Below are 17,446 nucleotides of genomic sequence, written 5' to 3'. Positions count from 1 at the left end.
ACACGATGATTTTTGAGATAGAAGAAAGGCTTATTAGTAAGCATACAATAGTTGATTGTAGTGAAAGGCGGCGACTCCAGCCGAAATAGCATGAGCTGAAGACCCTGGACTGAGCGTAGTGAAGGAAGCGGCTGAAGCCATGTCGGCGGAAAGCGTCCGCCTGAAACGGAAATCAACGGGGCCCAGACAAAAAGCGAGTATGTGAACGAAATGTCGCTCACATACTCGCTAAGGGATACCTTGAAGAGTTTATCAGTGTCCCCTAGATTTGGGGGTTATTTTCAATAGGTTGTTACTTTAAAGAAAATTTGAATAGAGTATATCCAACGTTGCCACCATGTGAAGTTATTTTCATATTGATCTTGATCGACGGTATACATAGCGTCTTTATTGTTCCAGATTCTTTCAAAGTAATTTTCCATTTCGATTACTAAATCACTATCATTTGGTGCGATAACACGTAAATTATTTTCAAGATTATAGTTATCTAATGTCCGTTCTGTATAGTTTGCGGAACCATTCGATATGATAGTATTTTCGTCTGATTGAATCCAAATAGCTTTTGTATGGTATTGCCCAATAACGGTATTATACCAGCGTATATCCATTTTTCCTTCTGTATCCTCTATCATTTCTTGCACGACTGGACGATTAGGAAGTCCTGATTTTTCTTGCCCAAAGGAATTTTTATTCGGATCTAAAATAAGTTTTACTTCTACTCCACGATTTGTAGCGTCTATTAAGGCATTTACAATATCTCGTTTAGCAATAAAAAACATACCTAGCCATATTTTATCTCCCTCTTTTGTCTTAGCCAAATCATTAAGCAGAGCATCTAGAATTTTTTTCTCCGTTAGGTATTGCACTTCATATTGTCCATCCGATTTTTCTGCATCCACCCGTGGAAGTTTAGGACCTCCTGAGAATAATGAAACGCTTTCCTCTGACTCTAATATGTCATTCAAAATAGGACCAGTTACTTTTAAAGCTATATTTCCATGATATCCGCTTGCATCATGTGGGTTGGAAGATGTGATCATGGCTTCTTTATCTGTCACTACAGTTTTACGATGATTTGCTTTTATATTGATTAATTTCATATAGGAAGCTAAAGTCATTTTTGGTGCTTCATTTGCCATTCCGTTTGGAATCCAACCTTTTCCACCTATATCGAACCATTGAAAAAATATGCGATATATACCGGAATAAACAGGGGTAGAATCCCTCAACGCATCCAGATCCGTGTACACAATTTCGACTCCAGCATCTCTCATTTTTTTAAACCATTTGTTTTCATAAGAACCATAGCCTTTGTTCAGTGGATCTGTAATAAACACAATAGGCATGTCTGGATTTTCTTTCTTTTTCTTAGCTAGAGTAATAGATAGTGTATCTGCAATGCGAGGGAAATTTACTTCATCATCGTAGTATCCATCGAAGAGAAAAAAGTCGACCACTACAAATTTCTCTGCCTCTTCAATCATTGTATATACTTCCTCGAATATATGATTTTCATGCACCATGCCTGTTCCTTTTTGGTCCTGAGCATATGTCAAATCGGTTATAAATTCAACAGTATCTGTTTTATGAATCTTTCCAGCAAATGAGATACCGTCTGGTAGTGGTTTATATGTATGCCATAAAATCACCGCTATATAAATAAGTGCAAAAATACCAACAGAGCCCATAATTATTCGCTTTCGTTTACTCCATGGCTTGCTCGGCTTTCTAGCCATCTGTCGTTCCCCCTAGTTTGTTTGTTTTTCCAGTAATATTCCCACTAAAGAGTAATCGCAAACCGAATAATCAATAAGAATAATTTAAATTATATTGAAAGCATTGGCTTATTTCTTTACAATTAAATTGTATATAATTATTAGAATAATTAGATAAAATAATATGTTCAAGGGGAGACGACGATGGGGATATTAAAAGGTTTAAAGATTTTAGATTTTTCTACATTACTACCTGGTCCATTTGCTTCGATGATGTTGGCAGATATGGGGGCAGATATCATAAAAATAGAATCACCAGACCGAGAAGACTTTCTCAAACATATTGAGCCTAAAGATGGTGATGTATCCGCCACGTTCGCCCATCTAAACCGATCCAAACGCTCATTAGCATTAAATCTTAAGTTAGAGGAATCAAAGGAAATAATATATAAATTAATTCAAGATTACGATATTGTAATTGAGCAGTTTAGACCCGGAGTGATGGATAAACTTGGCATTGGATATGAAAAATTAAAAGAAATCAATTCGAAAATTATCTTCTGCTCTATTACAGGGTATGGTCAAACAGGTCCTCTGCGAAATAAGGCAGGTCATGACATTAACTATTTATCGATAGCAGGAATTCCAGGGTATTCATTTAGAAAAAATCAGGTACCAGTGCCAGCTGGAATTCAGGTGGCTGATATAGCTGGTGGATCTATGCCGGCTGTTATTGGAATATTAGCTGCCGTTTATCATAGGGACAAAACAGGAGTGGGACAGCATATTGATATTAGTTTGACCGACGTTTCTTTTTCTTTAAATGCTATGTATGGTCCTGGATATTTGGTGGGAAAAGAAGAGCCAATGGAAGAGTCTTTACTATTAAATGGCGGTACATTCTATGATTATTATGAGACGAAGGATCACCGTTACTTTTCAGTTGGCAGCTTGGAGCCTAAATTTCAGGAATTACTTTGTGAGTTAATTGGTGATAAAAACTTACTAAAGCTAAGTGGTAGTGAGCGCCAAGAGGACCAACAGAGTTTCAAAGAGATATTAGTACAAACGTTTAAACAAAAAACATTTGATGAATGGTTGATCACACTAGGTGACAAATTTGATGGTTGTGTAGAACCGGTATTGAGTTTTTCAGAAGCAGTAAACCATCCACAAATTAAAGCAAGAGAGCTAGTTGTCTCCGTTCCAAAGCAACAAGGAGGAGCACAAAATCAAATTGCTTTCCCTATTAAATTCTCTAATAATTTGCCAGAATACCGATTTACAGGAGTACAAACGGGAGAACACTCTAAGGATATTATGGAGGAATTTGGTTTCAAACCAGAGACGATTCAATCTTTCACTCAAAAAGGAGTTTTTGGGACAAAAAAGAATAAGGTTGTTCCATTATAAATATTATAGATAAATAGAAAAGGAGTTGGTCATAATGTTTTCACCATTAACACCACTAGACTGGAAGCGTAGAGCGGTAAAATACTATCCGGAAAAGATAGCAATTATAGATGGGGAGAAAAAGTTTACATATAAAGACTTTGGGCATCGTGTAGACAAGCTTTCCAACGCTTTACGACAAGCAGGTATCACTGAAGGAGACCATGTAGCTGTTATGCTTCCCAATACTCATTACATGTTGGAATGTTTTTACGGTATATGTCAGCTTGGAGCAGTAATGGTACCTCTGAATTACCGTTTGAATGCAGAGGATTTGGAATATATAATTCGACACAGTGATTCTAAGATGCTCATCGTCGATGAAGAGTTCACTGCACCAATCGAGAAAATTCAAAATAATTTATCTCTAGAAAAAATTGTCGTTGTGTCTGTAGAAGGACAATCTCATTCATTAAATGGAACTGATTATGAGTACTTTATTCAACATAGTCTAGAAGAAATTTCCTTACCACCAATTGATGAAAATCAGTTGCTGACAGTGAATTATACAAGTGGTACAACCTCTAAACCAAAAGGTGTCATGTTAACACATCGAGGTAATTACTTGAACGCTGCTAATTTTATGTTCCACTTAAGCGTGAAACATGATGATGTTTACTTGCACACATTGCCAATGTTCCATGCGAATGGATGGGGAGGGGTTTGGGCAATAACCGCAGCAGGAGCTACTCATGTATGCTTAAGAAAAGTCGATCCTCCTCTAATATTAGATTTATTTGAAGAGCATAAAATCTCTTTATTATGTGGGGCGCCTACTGTAGTGAATATGCTGGTTAACGAACCAAATGCAAAAGAAGTCAAGATTACAACTAACCCCCGTATGGCTACGGCTGGTGCTCCTCCAGCAGCGGCTCTTATTGCAAAAGCACAATCTATACTTGGATTGAACATGATGCATGTATACGGATTAACAGAGACCTCTCCGTTTATTTTATACTGTGAGTGGAAAAAAGAATTCGATGACAAATCTTCGGAAGAACAATCTACGATTAAAGCAAGACAAGGTATTGAACTTGCATTTAATGGTGAAACAAAAGTAGTGAGCCAAGAAGACGGAAAAGAAGTGGCCTGGGATGGAAAGGAATTAGGGGAAATCATCACAAGGGGTAATGTTGTGATGGAAGGATATTATAAAGACCATGAAAAAACTGCCGAAGCAATCAAAGACGGCTGGTTCTATACAGGTGATTTGGCAGTAACCTATCCTGATGGATATATCGAGATTCAGGACCGTATCAAAGATATGATTATTTCAGGAGGGGAAAATATTTCTTCAACAGAAATTGAAGGTGTTCTTTATAAACATCCAGATATTTTAGAAGTAGCTGTGATTGCTGTACCTGATGAAAAATGGGGTGAAGTACCAAAGGCAATTATTGTTTTACATCCTGATCGTCATGTGACAGAACAGGAGATTATTGACTATTGTCGCTCCAATATGGCACATTTTAAAGCTCCTAAAGCAGTAGACTTTGTAGAGGCATTACCAAAAACCGCTACAGGTAAACTTCAAAAATTCCGTTTAAGAGAAATGTATTGGAATGGACCGAAAAAAGTAAATTAAAATAAGTTGGGTCGATTTCATAATTACTTTTTCTAATTTATAAAGGGAAAATTTATACTAAAAATATATTGATTGTTCGTAAATATAAAATTTTTTTTTTCGTTGATTGAAGCGGAAGGCGGCGACTCCAGCGGGAATAGCTTGAGCTGAAGACCCTGGACTGAGCGAAGGGAGGGAAGCGGCTGCAGCCAAGCCCGCGGAAAGCGTCCGCCTGTAGCGTAAATCAACCTTGTCCGAATTTTGATATTTATTCCTCTATTATGAAATTGAGTCAAGTAAAATAGGCAAAGATAAGATTTATAGGAGATAATTTTTATTATGAATTTAGTAGATATTACGAAGGAAAATTGGCTCAAAATAGTTTTTTTAACTACAAATGAAAATGGTCATGCAACAATCACAGAAAAGTTTGTTGCTTCGAATGCTCTTTCAATCGTTCAGTCGATGTTTGAGTCAGGATGGATTATTAAAGGAATTCAAGTGGATGAGAAGTTAATAGGATTTACAATGTATGGTTTTTCAGAAGATTATTCAAAATATGAAATATGCCGATTAATGATTGATAGAAAATATCAAGAAAAGGGCTATGGAAAGAAAGCTATTGGTATGATTCTAGAAGAAATGAAAAAGATAGAAGACTGTGATGCAATTTATTTATCGACTGAGCCTGAAAATGGAATTGCAAGAAAGCTATACGAATCTTTTGGATTTAAGGAAACGGGCGAAATAATTGAAGGTGAAGTAGAATACTGTTTGAAATTAGTTTAGTATATAAAACGCTTGGATTTGTTCCAAGCGTTCAGACTGTAGACAAATTCAATTTTGGTGCACAGAGTTGTATATTAAATTCGGCAAGGACCACCACTTCGCTTTCCGTGGACTTGGCTTCAGCCTCCTAGGCCAACACGATGTTGGTCATGCAATCGTTGCCGCAGGATGCGGCGAACTTAGATTGCTTACCTCTCAACTGTGGGTCTTCTGCTCAAGCTGTTCCCACAGGAGTCTTCGTGGCGGTCCTTGCCTTATAAACGATTCCTTATACTGTCTTTACATTTAATTGAATAAATAAATCTCTTTAGTGAGGTTTATCATTATTCCTAACCGTTTATAAGAATACTTTTGACGTTAAGCTGAACGCTTGGATTTGTTCCAAGCGTTTATTTTATTCATTTCGAGGAGACAACTAAAAATTTTATTGGTTGATCTGTTAGGTTATACCAATAATGCGTTCTATTTGCATCAAACATAATTGACTGATGCTCTTTTAACTCCTCTTTTTGGTCATCAACTACTACAGTTAACGTTCCTTCTATAACAAAAATAAACTCATGACCACCATGAGAGAAAGCATTTCCTTCATTTTGCCCTGGCTGCAGTGTAACTAAAATGGGGGAGTAGGTAGCTTCACGAATACCACATGATAAATCCTTGTAGTAAAATTGTTGTCTAATTTCCTCTAACTCCTTTTCTTTTTCATTCTCAGGAAAAAATACAGTTGGATTGACTTTTAATGCATCTGCAATTTTTTTTAAAGATTCTAAAGTGACACTAGATCTCCCTCGTTCTACTTGTGAGAGAAAACTAATGGATACACCTGTTTGTCGGGCTAACACTTTTAAAGTCAGTTTACGTTCTTTTCTAATCGTTTTTAAAATCGTCCCTATATTAGAAGACATGCATATTCTCCTTTTAATTATCGCGTTCTTACTATTATCATACATTACTTATGAAAGTACACTCAATGTTAATAGATTAAAAGATATTGACAGAAAATTTTAAAGACTCTACAATAAAAACGGGAGAATTAAAGTGACACTTCAATTTTATAAAGGGGGACGTAATATGGATTCAAAACAAATGCGGAAGGTATGGATTGCAAGTTTAGTAGGTAGTTCAATTGAATGGTTTGATTATTTTTTATATGGAACAGTAGCAGCTCTTGTATTCAATCAATTATTTTTTGTTACAGAAGACCCTACAATTGGTTTATTACTAGCATATGCATCTTTTGCTTTGGCCTTTTTTATCCGACCATTTGGCGGGGTAATCTTTGCGCATATTGGTGATAGAATAGGGCGTAAAAAGACATTAGTTATCACGTTAAGTTTAATGGGGGTAGCAACCTTTGGAATGGGATTACTACCAACTTATCAAGCAATTGGAGTATGGGCTCCGATACTATTAATTACGCTTCGCTTAGTTCAAGGTTTAGGTATTGGGGGAGAATGGGGTGGAGCTCTTCTACTAGCAGTCGAGTATGCCCCTAAAGAAAAACGCGGATTATATGGCGCTATCCCTCAAATGGGTGTGACGATCGGGATGGTTCTAGGAACAATCGCATTATCTCTTATGACTTTATTACCTGAAGGATCATTTATGACTTGGGGTTGGCGTATTCCATTTATATTCAGTGCACTATTAGTTATTTTCGGTTTATGGATTCGTAAAGGTATTGAGGAAACTCCATCTTTTAAAAAGGTACAGGAATCAGGAGATATTCCTAAACTTCCAATCGTAGATACATTTAAGTATCATTGGCGTGAAGTATTAATTGCTATTGGAGCGAAAGTTGTGGAAACAGCTCCGTTCTATATTTTTGGTACATTTGTTGTTTCATACGCAACAACAAATTTAGGTTTCTCACGTACTACTACCCTGAATGCTGTGATGATTGGTACAATCGTTACAACTATCCTTATTCCTATTATGGGTAGCCTATCTGATAAGATTGGACGTAAGAAAGTGTATATCGCTGGAGCACTTGGTATGGTGTTATTTGCTTTCCCTTACTTTTGGATGTTACAGCAACAATCGGTAGCGTTATTAGTAATTGCAACAGTGATAGCATTAGGAATTATTTGGGCACCAATAACTGCAGTTCTTGGGACTATGTTCTCTGAAATCTTTGACGCGAAGGTACGCTATACAGGAATTACTCTTGGTTACCAAATCGGTGCTGCATTAGCCGGCGGTACTGCTCCGCTAGTTGCAACGAGTTTAATGCTTGAATTTAACAACTCTTATATTCCGGTAGCCTGTTATATAATCTTTACAGCGCTTGTATCATTGGTAGCGATTTGGGCTGTAAAAGATCGTAGTCAACAACATTTAGATGATGTAAATAAAGCTACGGTTTCTGAAAAAACAACTCCAAATAATAGCAATGCAAAAGGATTGAGTCAAGTATAAAAGTTATAAGAATAACTCGTCTTTGCCATCATTAGGAAAGGCGAGTTTTTTATTTAAATGGAGGTACATAAATGTTAGTAGTAAATGAAAAACAGATCATACGTACATATGGAATGACAGAGGCAATAAAAGATGTGGAAGATGTATTAAAAGCGAAAGAGACAGAAAAAATTGCAAACCCACACCGAACAGTGATAGAATTTCCGCAACATGAAGCTTCTGTATTATATATGCCAAGTGCTGACTTAGTAGGTGAAGTGACAGCAGTTAAAGTCGTGACAATTTTTCCGAACAATCCGCAAAAGGGTAAACCGACTACCCAAGGAGTGGTTTTACTATCAGATGCACAAAATGGAGAACATATTGCTATGCTAAACGCCTCTTACTTAACACGACTTCGGACTGGTGCTTTAAGCGGAATAGCAACAGATTTTTTAGCAAGAAAGGATGCGAAAGTGGTTACGGTTATTGGAACAGGTGCAATGGCATTCGAACAAGTATTAGCTGTTCTTGCTGTTCGTAAAATTGAACGTATTTTATTAGTGAATCGTACTGCTTTTAAGGCTGAAATGTTTGGGGAAAAATTAAAGACATTTGGCGTGGAAGTTCCTTATGAGGTTTTAGAGGACGTATCAGCAGCCGTTCGACAAGCAGATATTATATGCTGTGCTACTCGTTCCAATGAACCTGTATTTAATGGAGATGATTTAAAACCTGGAACACATATAAATGGAGTTGGTTCTTATTTGCCTCATATGTCGGAAGTAGATGTGACGACGATTACTCGAGCTTCAAAAATTGTGGTAGATGACCTTGCTGGGGTAAAAGAAGAAGCAGGGGAATTAATGCATGCAGAGAAAATTGGAAAATGGTCGTTCGAAGATGTTCATGGTGAGATAGGCAAACTTGTAATAGGAGAAATTAAGGCTCGTGAAAATGAGGAAGAAATTACATTTTTTAAATCAGTGGGTGCAGCTTACTTCGATTTAGCAGTAGCAAAAGGTGTATATATTAAAGCAAAAGAACAACAAATAGGAACGGAAATAGAAGTGTAATAATGTTCAAAGAGGTCATCCAGTAATGGAGACCTCTTTTTAAATGTATTTTATTTTAAATCCGACTAAACCACTATATTTAATTGACTAAATTAGTGAATTTTATTATTATATATAACTAATAGTGAAGAAAAAGAAAAAAATTACCTTATGAAAGGAAGCTAAATATGAAACAACAAACAGTCTCGATCCTTTCGAATAATATATGTCTCTCAGGAGCACTCCATCTTCCTGCAAATTCAGATGGACAGAAAATTCCTCTTATTGTTTTACTACATGGTTTTTTAGGTAGTAAAGTAGGTGAGCATCGAATGTTTGTAAAGGCTGCTCGTTATTTTACTGAAAAAGGTCTTGGTGTATTCCGTTTTGATTTCAGTGGGTGTGGTGAGAGTGACGGTGATTATGCAAATGTAATGGTTACGAAGCAATTAAACGAAGTACAGATTGTATTAAATTATTTATCTTCGATTAAAGAAGTAGATGCCGAGAATATCATACTGATTGGGCATAGTCTAGGTGGGGCTGTAGCTTCAATAACGGCGGCTCGAGACAGACGGATTCGTAAACTTATTTTATGGTCACCAGTAGGTAAACCATACGAAGATATTACAAACATTATGGGAAATGAGGCAGTAGAAACTGCGAAACTAAATGGAAGAGTGGATTATAACGGATTTTATATAAGTCATGCATTTTTAGAGGACTTAAAAAATCATCATCCCTTAGAAGCTATTTGTTCATATAAAGAGGAGGCTTTCATCATTCATGCAAAAGAGGATGAAGACGTTCCAAGAGAACATACATATAGCTATTTTAAAGCGTTGCGAGAAAGAGGATGTAACAAAGAAGTTGAGAAGCATTTTGTGGAGCAAGCAGATCATACCTTTTCCAGTTATGCATTTGAAGAAGAGTTATTTAATAAATCCTTTGAGTGGCTTGAAAAATTTTCGGGTACTAGAGAGAAAATAGCCTTATGAGAAGCAGACTTATTTTCTATATGTGTTGAGATTGAAGAAAAAAAGACAGTTAAAAAAATGGTCTCGTTGATTTTTTAGTCATTTTTTTCTATTACATTATTCTTTGTCTATTTCTTACTTTTTTCTTTTTGTTGCTTCATTATACGAAGCATATTATCTCTAGGCACAACGATATTGTAAATCGTCATATATGTAATTAAATTGATTTCTAGGGTTGAAAACATGGGGAATACCTACTTCCATTTCCTTTAATTTAGTTAACGATGTTTTTTAGATAGAATACAATAGTTGATTGTAGTGGAAGGCGGCGACTCCAGCCGGAATAGCATGAGCTGAAGACCCTGGACTGAGCGAAGCGAGGGAAGCGGCTGAAGCCATGCCGGCGGAAAGCGTCCGCCTGGAACGGAAATCAGTTGGCCCAAGCGGCTCAGGGCTCGCCCGCGGTAAACTTCGGAAAACCTAATCTATAAATTCTTGTTAATCTACTACTTTGAACACACTTATTATCTAAGTGTGTTTTATTTTGCTTAATAAAGGTTATTAGTAAGATTGAAGTTGTAAAGGCGATACTAAAGAAGAGAGTTCTTGTTTAATTGACAAGGTATTTATTTCGTGATAAGATTACTTCGAATTAAAGATGTTTTAATTAAAGATAAATTTGGAGGGGAAATATATGAACCATTTAAAAGGCATGCATCACGTAACAGCAATTACAAGTAGTGCAGAAAAAAACTATGAGTTTTTCACGTACGTATTAGGTATGCGTTTAGTAAAGAAAACGGTAAACCAAGATGATATCCAAACATATCATTTATTTTTTGCAGATGATGTTGGAGGAGCAGGAACAGATATGACGTTCTTTGACTTCCCTAATATTCCAAAAGGAACTCATGGAACAAACGAGATTTTTAGAACAGCTTTCCGGGTGCCAAGTGATGCTGCATTAGATTATTGGGTTAAGCGTTTTGATCGTCTGGACGTTAAGCATACTGGAATTGAAGAGCAATTTGGAACAAAAGTACTTTCTTTCGTTGATTTTGATGATCAGCAATATCAATTAATTTCTGATGAAAATAATGAAGGACTTCCATCCGGTACTCCATGGCAAAAAGGACCGATTCCTTTAGAGTATGCCATTACTGGTTTAGGGCCAATTCATATAAGAATTGCTGAATTTGATTATTTAAAAGAAGTGATGGAAAAGGTTTTATTATTTAAAGAAATCGCAACAGAGGGATCCTTCCACTTATTCGAGGTTGGAGAAGGTGGTAATGGTGCTCAAGTAGTCGTAGAGAAAAACATTATTCTTCCTCCAGGTCGTCAAGGATTCGGAACAGTTCACCATGCAGCATTCCGTGTAGAAGATCGTGCAGTATTAGAAGAATGGATTCAGCGTATGGCAAGCTTTGGTTTTCAAACGTCTGGTTTTGTAGACCGCTTTTTCTTCCAATCCTTATACGCTAGAGTTGCGCCAGGTTTATTGTTCGAGTTCGCTACAGATGGTCCAGGATTCATGGGAGACGAGCCTTACGAAACACTTGGAGAAAAATTATCATTGCCTCCATTCTTAGAACCTAAACGGGAAGAGATTGAAAGTATGGTACGTCATTTTGACACAGTAAGAAGCACAAAAGAATTTGAAAAAGAGTATTAATATTATTAACCTACTTCTGCTTTCAGAAGTAGGTTTTTTTATTTTTTGCTTTGTTAAATGATACTGTTGTTATCTCTAAGCACAGTTCATGCCATACCTATATGTATTTGTGCTGACCGCATGTATCAACTAGTAAAAAGTACGAAATTTCAAAAACGTGATTCTATACTCCATGCTGTCATGAAATGAATACGAACTATAACAATAGGTGTCATCAGGATGTGCACCTTACACACCACATGAGCGCGAAAAATGAAACGCCGCTTTGTGGGAGTGAGTGGAACGATCGACTCATCCTAACGGTGGCTCATGTGTAGCGTGCGGCAAGCGCACTTCCATGTGGTTAGCATTACAATAGAAGAACAGATTTTTTCTTAGAAAAACAACAAGGAGGGTTAACAAATTCTTCTTATTAATAAGTAATTTTACCTAAAATACATAAATGCTAAAGATTTAGAAAAACGGACGATATAATAAATAAGTAGTTAAAAACTCATAGAGAGATTCTTATTTTCAATTAGAGGGGTTAATAAGGTAACTACAATTTATCATTAGCTTTCTATGGCTAAGGGGGAGAAAGAATGAGGATCCGTTCAAAACTTTTTATTATTGCTATTAGTTTATTACTTATTCCTAGTTTAATAATTGGTGTAAGTAGTTACTATTCAGCGAAAAACAATTTAGATAATCTTGGAGAAAAAACGCTTAAAAATAGCGTGGAAATGGCACTTTTAGTTATCGATTCATTGAATACTTCGGTGGAAAATGGAGATATGACGTTGGAGGATGCGCAAGAACAAGCAAAACAATATTTACTTGGAGATTTGCAAAGTGATGGCACCCGAACAATAACGTCTAAAGTGGATTTAGGTATGAACGGTTATTTTGTAGTTTATGGAACAGATGGATTAGAAATAGCTCATCCATCATTAGAAGGTGAAAATGTTTGGGACAAGCAGGATGTGGATGGAAATTATTTTGTTCAGAAAATGATTGAAGTTGCACAATCTGGCGGAGGTTTCACGCAGTATAAATGGAATTTACCAAATCAACCAGAAACGATAGCCCCTAAAATCACCTATAATGCTGTGGAACCTAATTGGGGATGGGTAATCAGTGCAGGGACTTATATGAAAGCGTTTAACGAAGGTACGAATGATATTCTTATGACTATTCTAATTACTCTAGGAATAAGTGCATTGATAGGTATTGTTGTTATTTATCTTTTCTCAAGACATCTTGGAATACCAATACAACATATTGCTCAAAGTGTCACACAAATTGCCAAACAAGACTTATCTACTGAAAGTATAAACATAAAAAATAAAGATGAGCTTGGCCATTTAGCTACAGGAATAAATACAATGGCTAATAATCTAAAAGAAGTAATTGCTTCTGTTTCCGATTCAGCACAGCAGGTAGCTGCAACATCCGAACAACTTACAGCTAGTAGTGAACAGACTAGTAGGGCTTCGGAGGAAATAACGGGATCCATTCAACAAATTTCTGCTGGGCAGGAAAGCCAAATGTTGGGAATTGAGGAAGCGAAAAATTCTGTTTCGTATATTTCCTCTAGTATGACAGAAATAACGAAAAATATTAAAGAATTAAATGAACTTTCGATTGCAACCTCTAAAGATTCTTTAGCTGGTAATGAAGTTATCAAGCAAACAGTAGAACAAATGAAGCAAATTAATAATCAAAGTTCGGTGACGACAGAATCTATGGTGCTTTTAGAAAATAAATCACAAGAAATCGGCGAAATTATTAATGTAATAACAGGTATAGCTGAGCAAACCAATTTACTAGCTTTAAATGCGGCTATAGAAGCAGCAAGAGCAGGGGAACATGGTAAAGGGTTTGCGGTAGTAGCTGATGAAGTGAGAAAACTAGCAGAGGAATCCGGGAACGCTGCAAAAAATATTTCTTCTTTAATTGGTGAAATTCAGTTAAATACTAAACATACTGTTCAAACTGCTAACGAAGGGAAAGTAGTGATAGAAAGTGGAATGAGCTATGTTTCGAATGCTGGTAAAACGTTTGAAAAAATAGCAGAGGATGTAAATCTAATTAATAACAAACTTTCTTTTATTTCCGAGGAAATACAAGAAATCAATAGTAATACGGAAGTTCTTGTAAACGAAGTTAATAAAACGAAAGATGTAACAGAACAATCTACTAGTTATACACAAAATGTCTTAGCAGCCGCAGAGGAACAATATGCTTCGATGGTTGAAATAACAGCGGCTTCAAGGTCGTTGGCAGAAATGTCAGAGAAACTTCAAGATATAGTTTCAGATTTTAAGTTGAGATAGGAAATAAAGGGGCTGTCCTGAAAGTCAAAAAAATGACTTTTAAGGGCAGCCTCTTTCTTCGTATCTTCTATTAAAAAGTGTGATAGATTTCCGTTCCAGGCGGACGCTTTCCGCGGGCGAGCGCCGAGCCTCCTCCTTACGTGCGGGGTCTCTGACTGTCTCGCTTTCCCGCAGGAGTCGCCGCCTTACACTCCAATCAATTTACTTACTCAATCAACATTATTAGATGGAAACACAAAAGCAGATGGAGAAAAATGAGTAGTTTTTTCTCTATCTGCTTTATTTTAGGGACTTATTGGACAGCCCCTTTCAGCTTGACGACAAAAGTATTTTTATAAACGGTTGTGTATAATAAGTATCCTAAAGTGGTTGCTTTATTAATTTAATAGTAAGGAAAGTAGATATCTATAAGGATTGTTTATAAGGATCACCACGAGACTCCTGTGGGAACAGCTTGAGCAGAAGACCCCGCAGTTGAGGGGAAGGCAATCTAAGTTCGCCGCATCCTGCGGCAACGATTGCATGACCAACATCCTGTTGGCCTAGGAGGCTGAAGCCAAGCCCACGGAAAGCGAAGTGGTGGGCCTTGCCGAATTTAATACACAACACTATGCACCTATAATTGAGTTTGCCTACAGTTTAAAGGTAGTAGCTCTCGAGCTGCTACCTTTTTCAGTTCAATTGCTTTGTATTTTTGAAAATGTACGCTATCGTTATAATTGCATTCATTAAAGTAAGAAAGAAGTGAGCTAATTGAACGCAAAAAAATCATTAAACCAAATTAAATATTCTGTATTGGATTTAGCTCCAATTACACAAGGTGGTACTCCAAGTGAAGCGTTTCAACATACAAAAAACTTAGCACAACACGCAGAAAAGTGGGGATATAACCGCTTTTGGCTTGCGGAGCATCATAGCATGCCAGGTATCGCAAGTTCAGCAACTTCGGTTGTCATTGGGTATGTAGCAGGTGCAACTGAGAGAATACGTGTAGGTTCTGGTGGAATTATGTTACCCAATCATGCACCACTCGTAATTGCAGAGCAGTTTGGTACGCTTGAAGCAATGTATCCTGGAAGAATCGATCTGGGATTAGGTCGAGCTCCCGGCACGGATCAAGTAACAATGGCAGCGTTACGTAGAGATCCCCGAAATAATGGGCAAGATTTTCCTCAACAATTAGTGGAGCTGCAAGGTTATTTAGATGCTAATTCTAGATTCAATAAAGTAAGAGCGATACCAGGGGAGGGGCAAGACATTCCTATTTGGTTACTAGGGTCGAGTGGCTTTAGTGCTACTTTGGCAGCTCAATTAGGTTTACCTTTTTCATTTGCAAGTCATTTCTCGCCACAAAACACGCTGCCTGCTTTAGAAAGATATCGTGAATATTTCGAGCCATCCTCCGTATTGGAGAAGCCATATGCAATGGTGGGGCTAAATATCATCGCAGCGGACACAACGGAAGAGGCTGAAATGCTTTCTACATCGCATCAATTACAGTTTTTAAGTCTTATACGAAATACGCCAAGTCAATTACAGCCTCCTGTGGAAACGATGGAAGGTATTTGGACACCTTTTGAAAAAGAAAGTATTTTGAGTCAGTTGAAATCAACGATTATCGGAAATCCAGATGAAGTTAAAGAAAAACTTCAAGCATTTCTAGACGAAACGGATGCTGACGAAATAATTATCAATACAACCATATATGACCCAAAAGCCCGCTTACGTTCGTATGAAATAGTTGCCGAGGTAACTGGGATGAAAGCTTAATATTATAAACCAGATTCTATGTTAGTTTAGGATCTGGTTTTTTCTTTTTTAGGAGGCTTTAATCTAACTTTTTAGGGTATATATAATAACAGTTAAATATAGTGTATAAAGGAGGAAAGATGTTTGATTCGATTTGAGAGGGTTTCCAAAGTATTCGAAGATGGTACTGAAGCATTACATAATGTCTCCTTAACGATAGAAAAGGGTCACTTAACGGCAATTATAGGACCGAGTGGCTGTGGAAAAACAACCTTAATGAAAATGATTAATCGTTTAGTAGTGCCGACTTCTGGAGAAATATTTGTAGATGGAAAAGCAGTGTCTACGTTAGATGAGGTAAAGCTTAGAAGAACTATTGGTTATGTAATTCAACGGATTGGTTTGTTTCCACATATGACGATTGAAAAAAATGCATCACTTGTTCCAAATTTAATAGGATGGACAAAAGAGGAAACTGCCAAACGGATTCGAGTGTTAATGGAAATGGTGGGCCTTGATCCGGAACAGTTTTTAAGTAAGTATCCTTTAGAGCTTAGTGGAGGACAACAGCAACGTATTGGAGTAGTAAGGGCTTTAGCTGGAGACCCTGATATTGTTTTAATGGATGAACCCTTTAGTGCCCTAGACCCGATTAGTCGAGAGCAATTGCAAATAGAAACAAAGAATCTACAAGAGAAGATTAAAAAGACGATTGTATTTGTCACACATGATATGGATGAAGCTTTAAAGATTGCAGATACTATTATTGTAATGAGGAAAGGACAAATAGAGCAAATAGCCTCTCCCACTGAATTAATAGAAAAACCTATTAATAATTTTGTAAAAGATTTCATCGGAATTGAGCGAATTAATAGAAGAAAATCACTGTCCTTACGTGAAATACAAGAGTTTACAACGTATTTTGAATTAGATCAGGAAACTCCATATATAGAGGTAGATGCCACCTTATTGTTAGAGGAGGCAATTGCATTACTAGAAAATGATGCTGTGAAAAGCTTGCTAGTTAAAAGGGGAAGTGAACCGCTGGGATATGTAAATCAATCCGTCCTTCTTCGTGCAATCCTTACAAAGGAAGGGGTTGTATAGATGCAAAGCTTTTTAGAAACCATTCAAAGTAGATCTGACTTAATACAAGAGGCTTTTATTCAACATATCTATTTATCTTTTATTGCACTTGCTATTGGCATTGCAATCGCACTGCCACTAGGTATTTTCGTTGCAAGGTATCGTAAGTTTGCGGAACCGATAATCGGAATTACTGCTGTGTTTCAAACGATTCCTAGTTTAGCCTTGTTTGGTTTTTTAGTTCCGCTTATCGGGATTGGTGCTAAAACCGCATTAATTGCTTTGATAATCTACGCACTTTTACCGATTTTACGTAATACATATACAGGTGTTACTAGTATTGATAGATCGATAATTGAAGCCGGTAGAGGGATGGGGATGACTAAAAATCAGCTCTTGTGGCAAATTGAATTCCCTTTGGCATTGCCTTTTATAATGGCGGGTATTCGAACGGCAACTGTGTTAACTGTTGGAATAGCAACTTTAGCAACATTTGTAGGAGCAGGTGGCTTAGGTGATGTCATATATCGAGGGCTACAGTCATATAATAATTCTCTTGTGCTAGCTGGTGCTTTACCAGTTGCTTTATTAGCTATTTTGTTTGATTTTGCATTGAAATGGATTGAGAAAAAAGCTACACCAAAAGGAATGAAAACAGGGGGATGAACG

Annotated in this window: 13 protein-coding genes; 11 read left to right on the top strand and 2 right to left on the bottom strand. The window is 36.9% G+C overall.

Annotated features, from left to right (window positions below):
- Nucleotides 1-281: 281 nt before the first annotated feature.
- On the bottom strand, nt 282-1,736 hold the full coding sequence (locus tag WAX74_RS11555) for a phospholipase D family protein (protein ID WP_336497813.1): 1,455 nt from the start codon (nt 1,734-1,736) through the stop codon (nt 282-284).
- A 183-nt stretch (nt 1,737-1,919) separates the two neighbouring features.
- Between WAX74_RS11555 and WAX74_RS11550 the strand changes: the two genes are divergently transcribed.
- From WAX74_RS11550 to WAX74_RS11540, 3 genes are all read left to right on the top strand, one after another.
- Complete coding sequence (locus WAX74_RS11550) at nt 1,920-3,128, top strand: CaiB/BaiF CoA transferase family protein (protein ID WP_336497812.1); 1,209 nt, start codon at nt 1,920-1,922, stop codon at nt 3,126-3,128.
- Between the two features lie 34 nt (nt 3,129-3,162).
- Nucleotides 3,163-4,752 carry a long-chain-fatty-acid--CoA ligase gene (locus tag WAX74_RS11545; RefSeq protein WP_336497811.1) on the top strand — a complete coding sequence of 530 codons (1,590 nt, stop codon included), beginning with the start codon at nt 3,163-3,165 and terminating at the stop codon, nt 4,750-4,752.
- A gap of 318 nt (nt 4,753-5,070) precedes the next feature.
- Nucleotides 5,071-5,520, top strand: a complete 450-nt coding sequence (locus tag WAX74_RS11540; RefSeq protein WP_336497810.1) for a GNAT family N-acetyltransferase — start codon at nt 5,071-5,073, stop codon at nt 5,518-5,520.
- Nucleotides 5,521-5,918: 398 nt separating this feature from the next.
- Here the strand turns inward: WAX74_RS11540 and WAX74_RS11535 are convergent, their stop codons facing one another.
- Nucleotides 5,919-6,428 carry a helix-turn-helix domain-containing protein gene (locus WAX74_RS11535; RefSeq protein ID WP_336497809.1) on the bottom strand — a complete coding sequence of 170 codons (510 nt, stop codon included), beginning with the start codon at nt 6,426-6,428 and terminating at the stop codon, nt 5,919-5,921.
- Between the two features lie 166 nt (nt 6,429-6,594).
- On the opposite strand from WAX74_RS11535, the gene WAX74_RS11530 reads away from it, so the two are divergent.
- The 8 genes from WAX74_RS11530 (at nt 6,595) to WAX74_RS11495 (ending at nt 17,443) form a co-directional block, all read left to right on the top strand.
- Nucleotides 6,595-7,941 (top strand): MFS transporter, encoded by a 1,347-nt coding sequence (locus WAX74_RS11530; RefSeq protein WP_336497807.1) that lies wholly within the window; start codon nt 6,595-6,597, stop codon nt 7,939-7,941.
- Nucleotides 7,942-8,012: 71 nt separating this feature from the next.
- A complete protein-coding gene (locus tag WAX74_RS11525) occupies nt 8,013-8,996 on the top strand; it encodes an ornithine cyclodeaminase family protein (protein ID WP_336497806.1) in 984 nt (327 codons plus the stop codon).
- Nucleotides 8,997-9,163: 167 nt separating this feature from the next.
- Nucleotides 9,164-9,973 (top strand): alpha/beta hydrolase family protein, encoded by an 810-nt coding sequence (locus WAX74_RS11520; RefSeq protein ID WP_336497805.1) that lies wholly within the window; start codon nt 9,164-9,166, stop codon nt 9,971-9,973.
- A gap of 673 nt (nt 9,974-10,646) precedes the next feature.
- The gene (locus WAX74_RS11515; RefSeq protein ID WP_336497804.1) at nt 10,647-11,627 is read left to right on the top strand and encodes a ring-cleaving dioxygenase; all 981 of its coding nucleotides are present in this window, start codon (nt 10,647-10,649) and stop codon (nt 11,625-11,627) included.
- Between the two features lie 581 nt (nt 11,628-12,208).
- Nucleotides 12,209-13,942 carry a methyl-accepting chemotaxis protein gene (locus tag WAX74_RS11510; RefSeq protein ID WP_336497803.1) on the top strand — a complete coding sequence of 578 codons (1,734 nt, stop codon included), beginning with the start codon at nt 12,209-12,211 and terminating at the stop codon, nt 13,940-13,942.
- A gap of 753 nt (nt 13,943-14,695) precedes the next feature.
- Entirely contained in the window at nt 14,696-15,712 is a 1,017-nt protein-coding gene (locus tag WAX74_RS11505) for an LLM class flavin-dependent oxidoreductase (RefSeq protein WP_336497802.1), read from the top strand.
- Nucleotides 15,713-15,835: 123 nt separating this feature from the next.
- Nucleotides 15,836-16,798, top strand: a complete 963-nt coding sequence (locus WAX74_RS11500; RefSeq protein WP_336497801.1) for an ABC transporter ATP-binding protein — start codon at nt 15,836-15,838, stop codon at nt 16,796-16,798.
- Nucleotides 16,799-17,443: an ABC transporter permease gene (locus WAX74_RS11495; protein WP_336497800.1), complete on the top strand. Its 645-nt coding sequence runs from the start codon at nt 16,799-16,801 to the stop codon at nt 17,441-17,443. It abuts the gene before it with no gap.
- Nucleotides 17,444-17,446 lie beyond the last annotated feature (3 nt).

This window comes from Psychrobacillus mangrovi (genome assembly GCF_037104765.1).
Taxonomy (GTDB): Bacteria; Bacillota; Bacilli; order Bacillales_A; family Planococcaceae; genus Psychrobacillus; species Psychrobacillus mangrovi.
The sequence above is the reverse complement of the archived record's forward strand: the minus strand, read 5'-3'. Positions and strand labels throughout refer to the sequence as shown.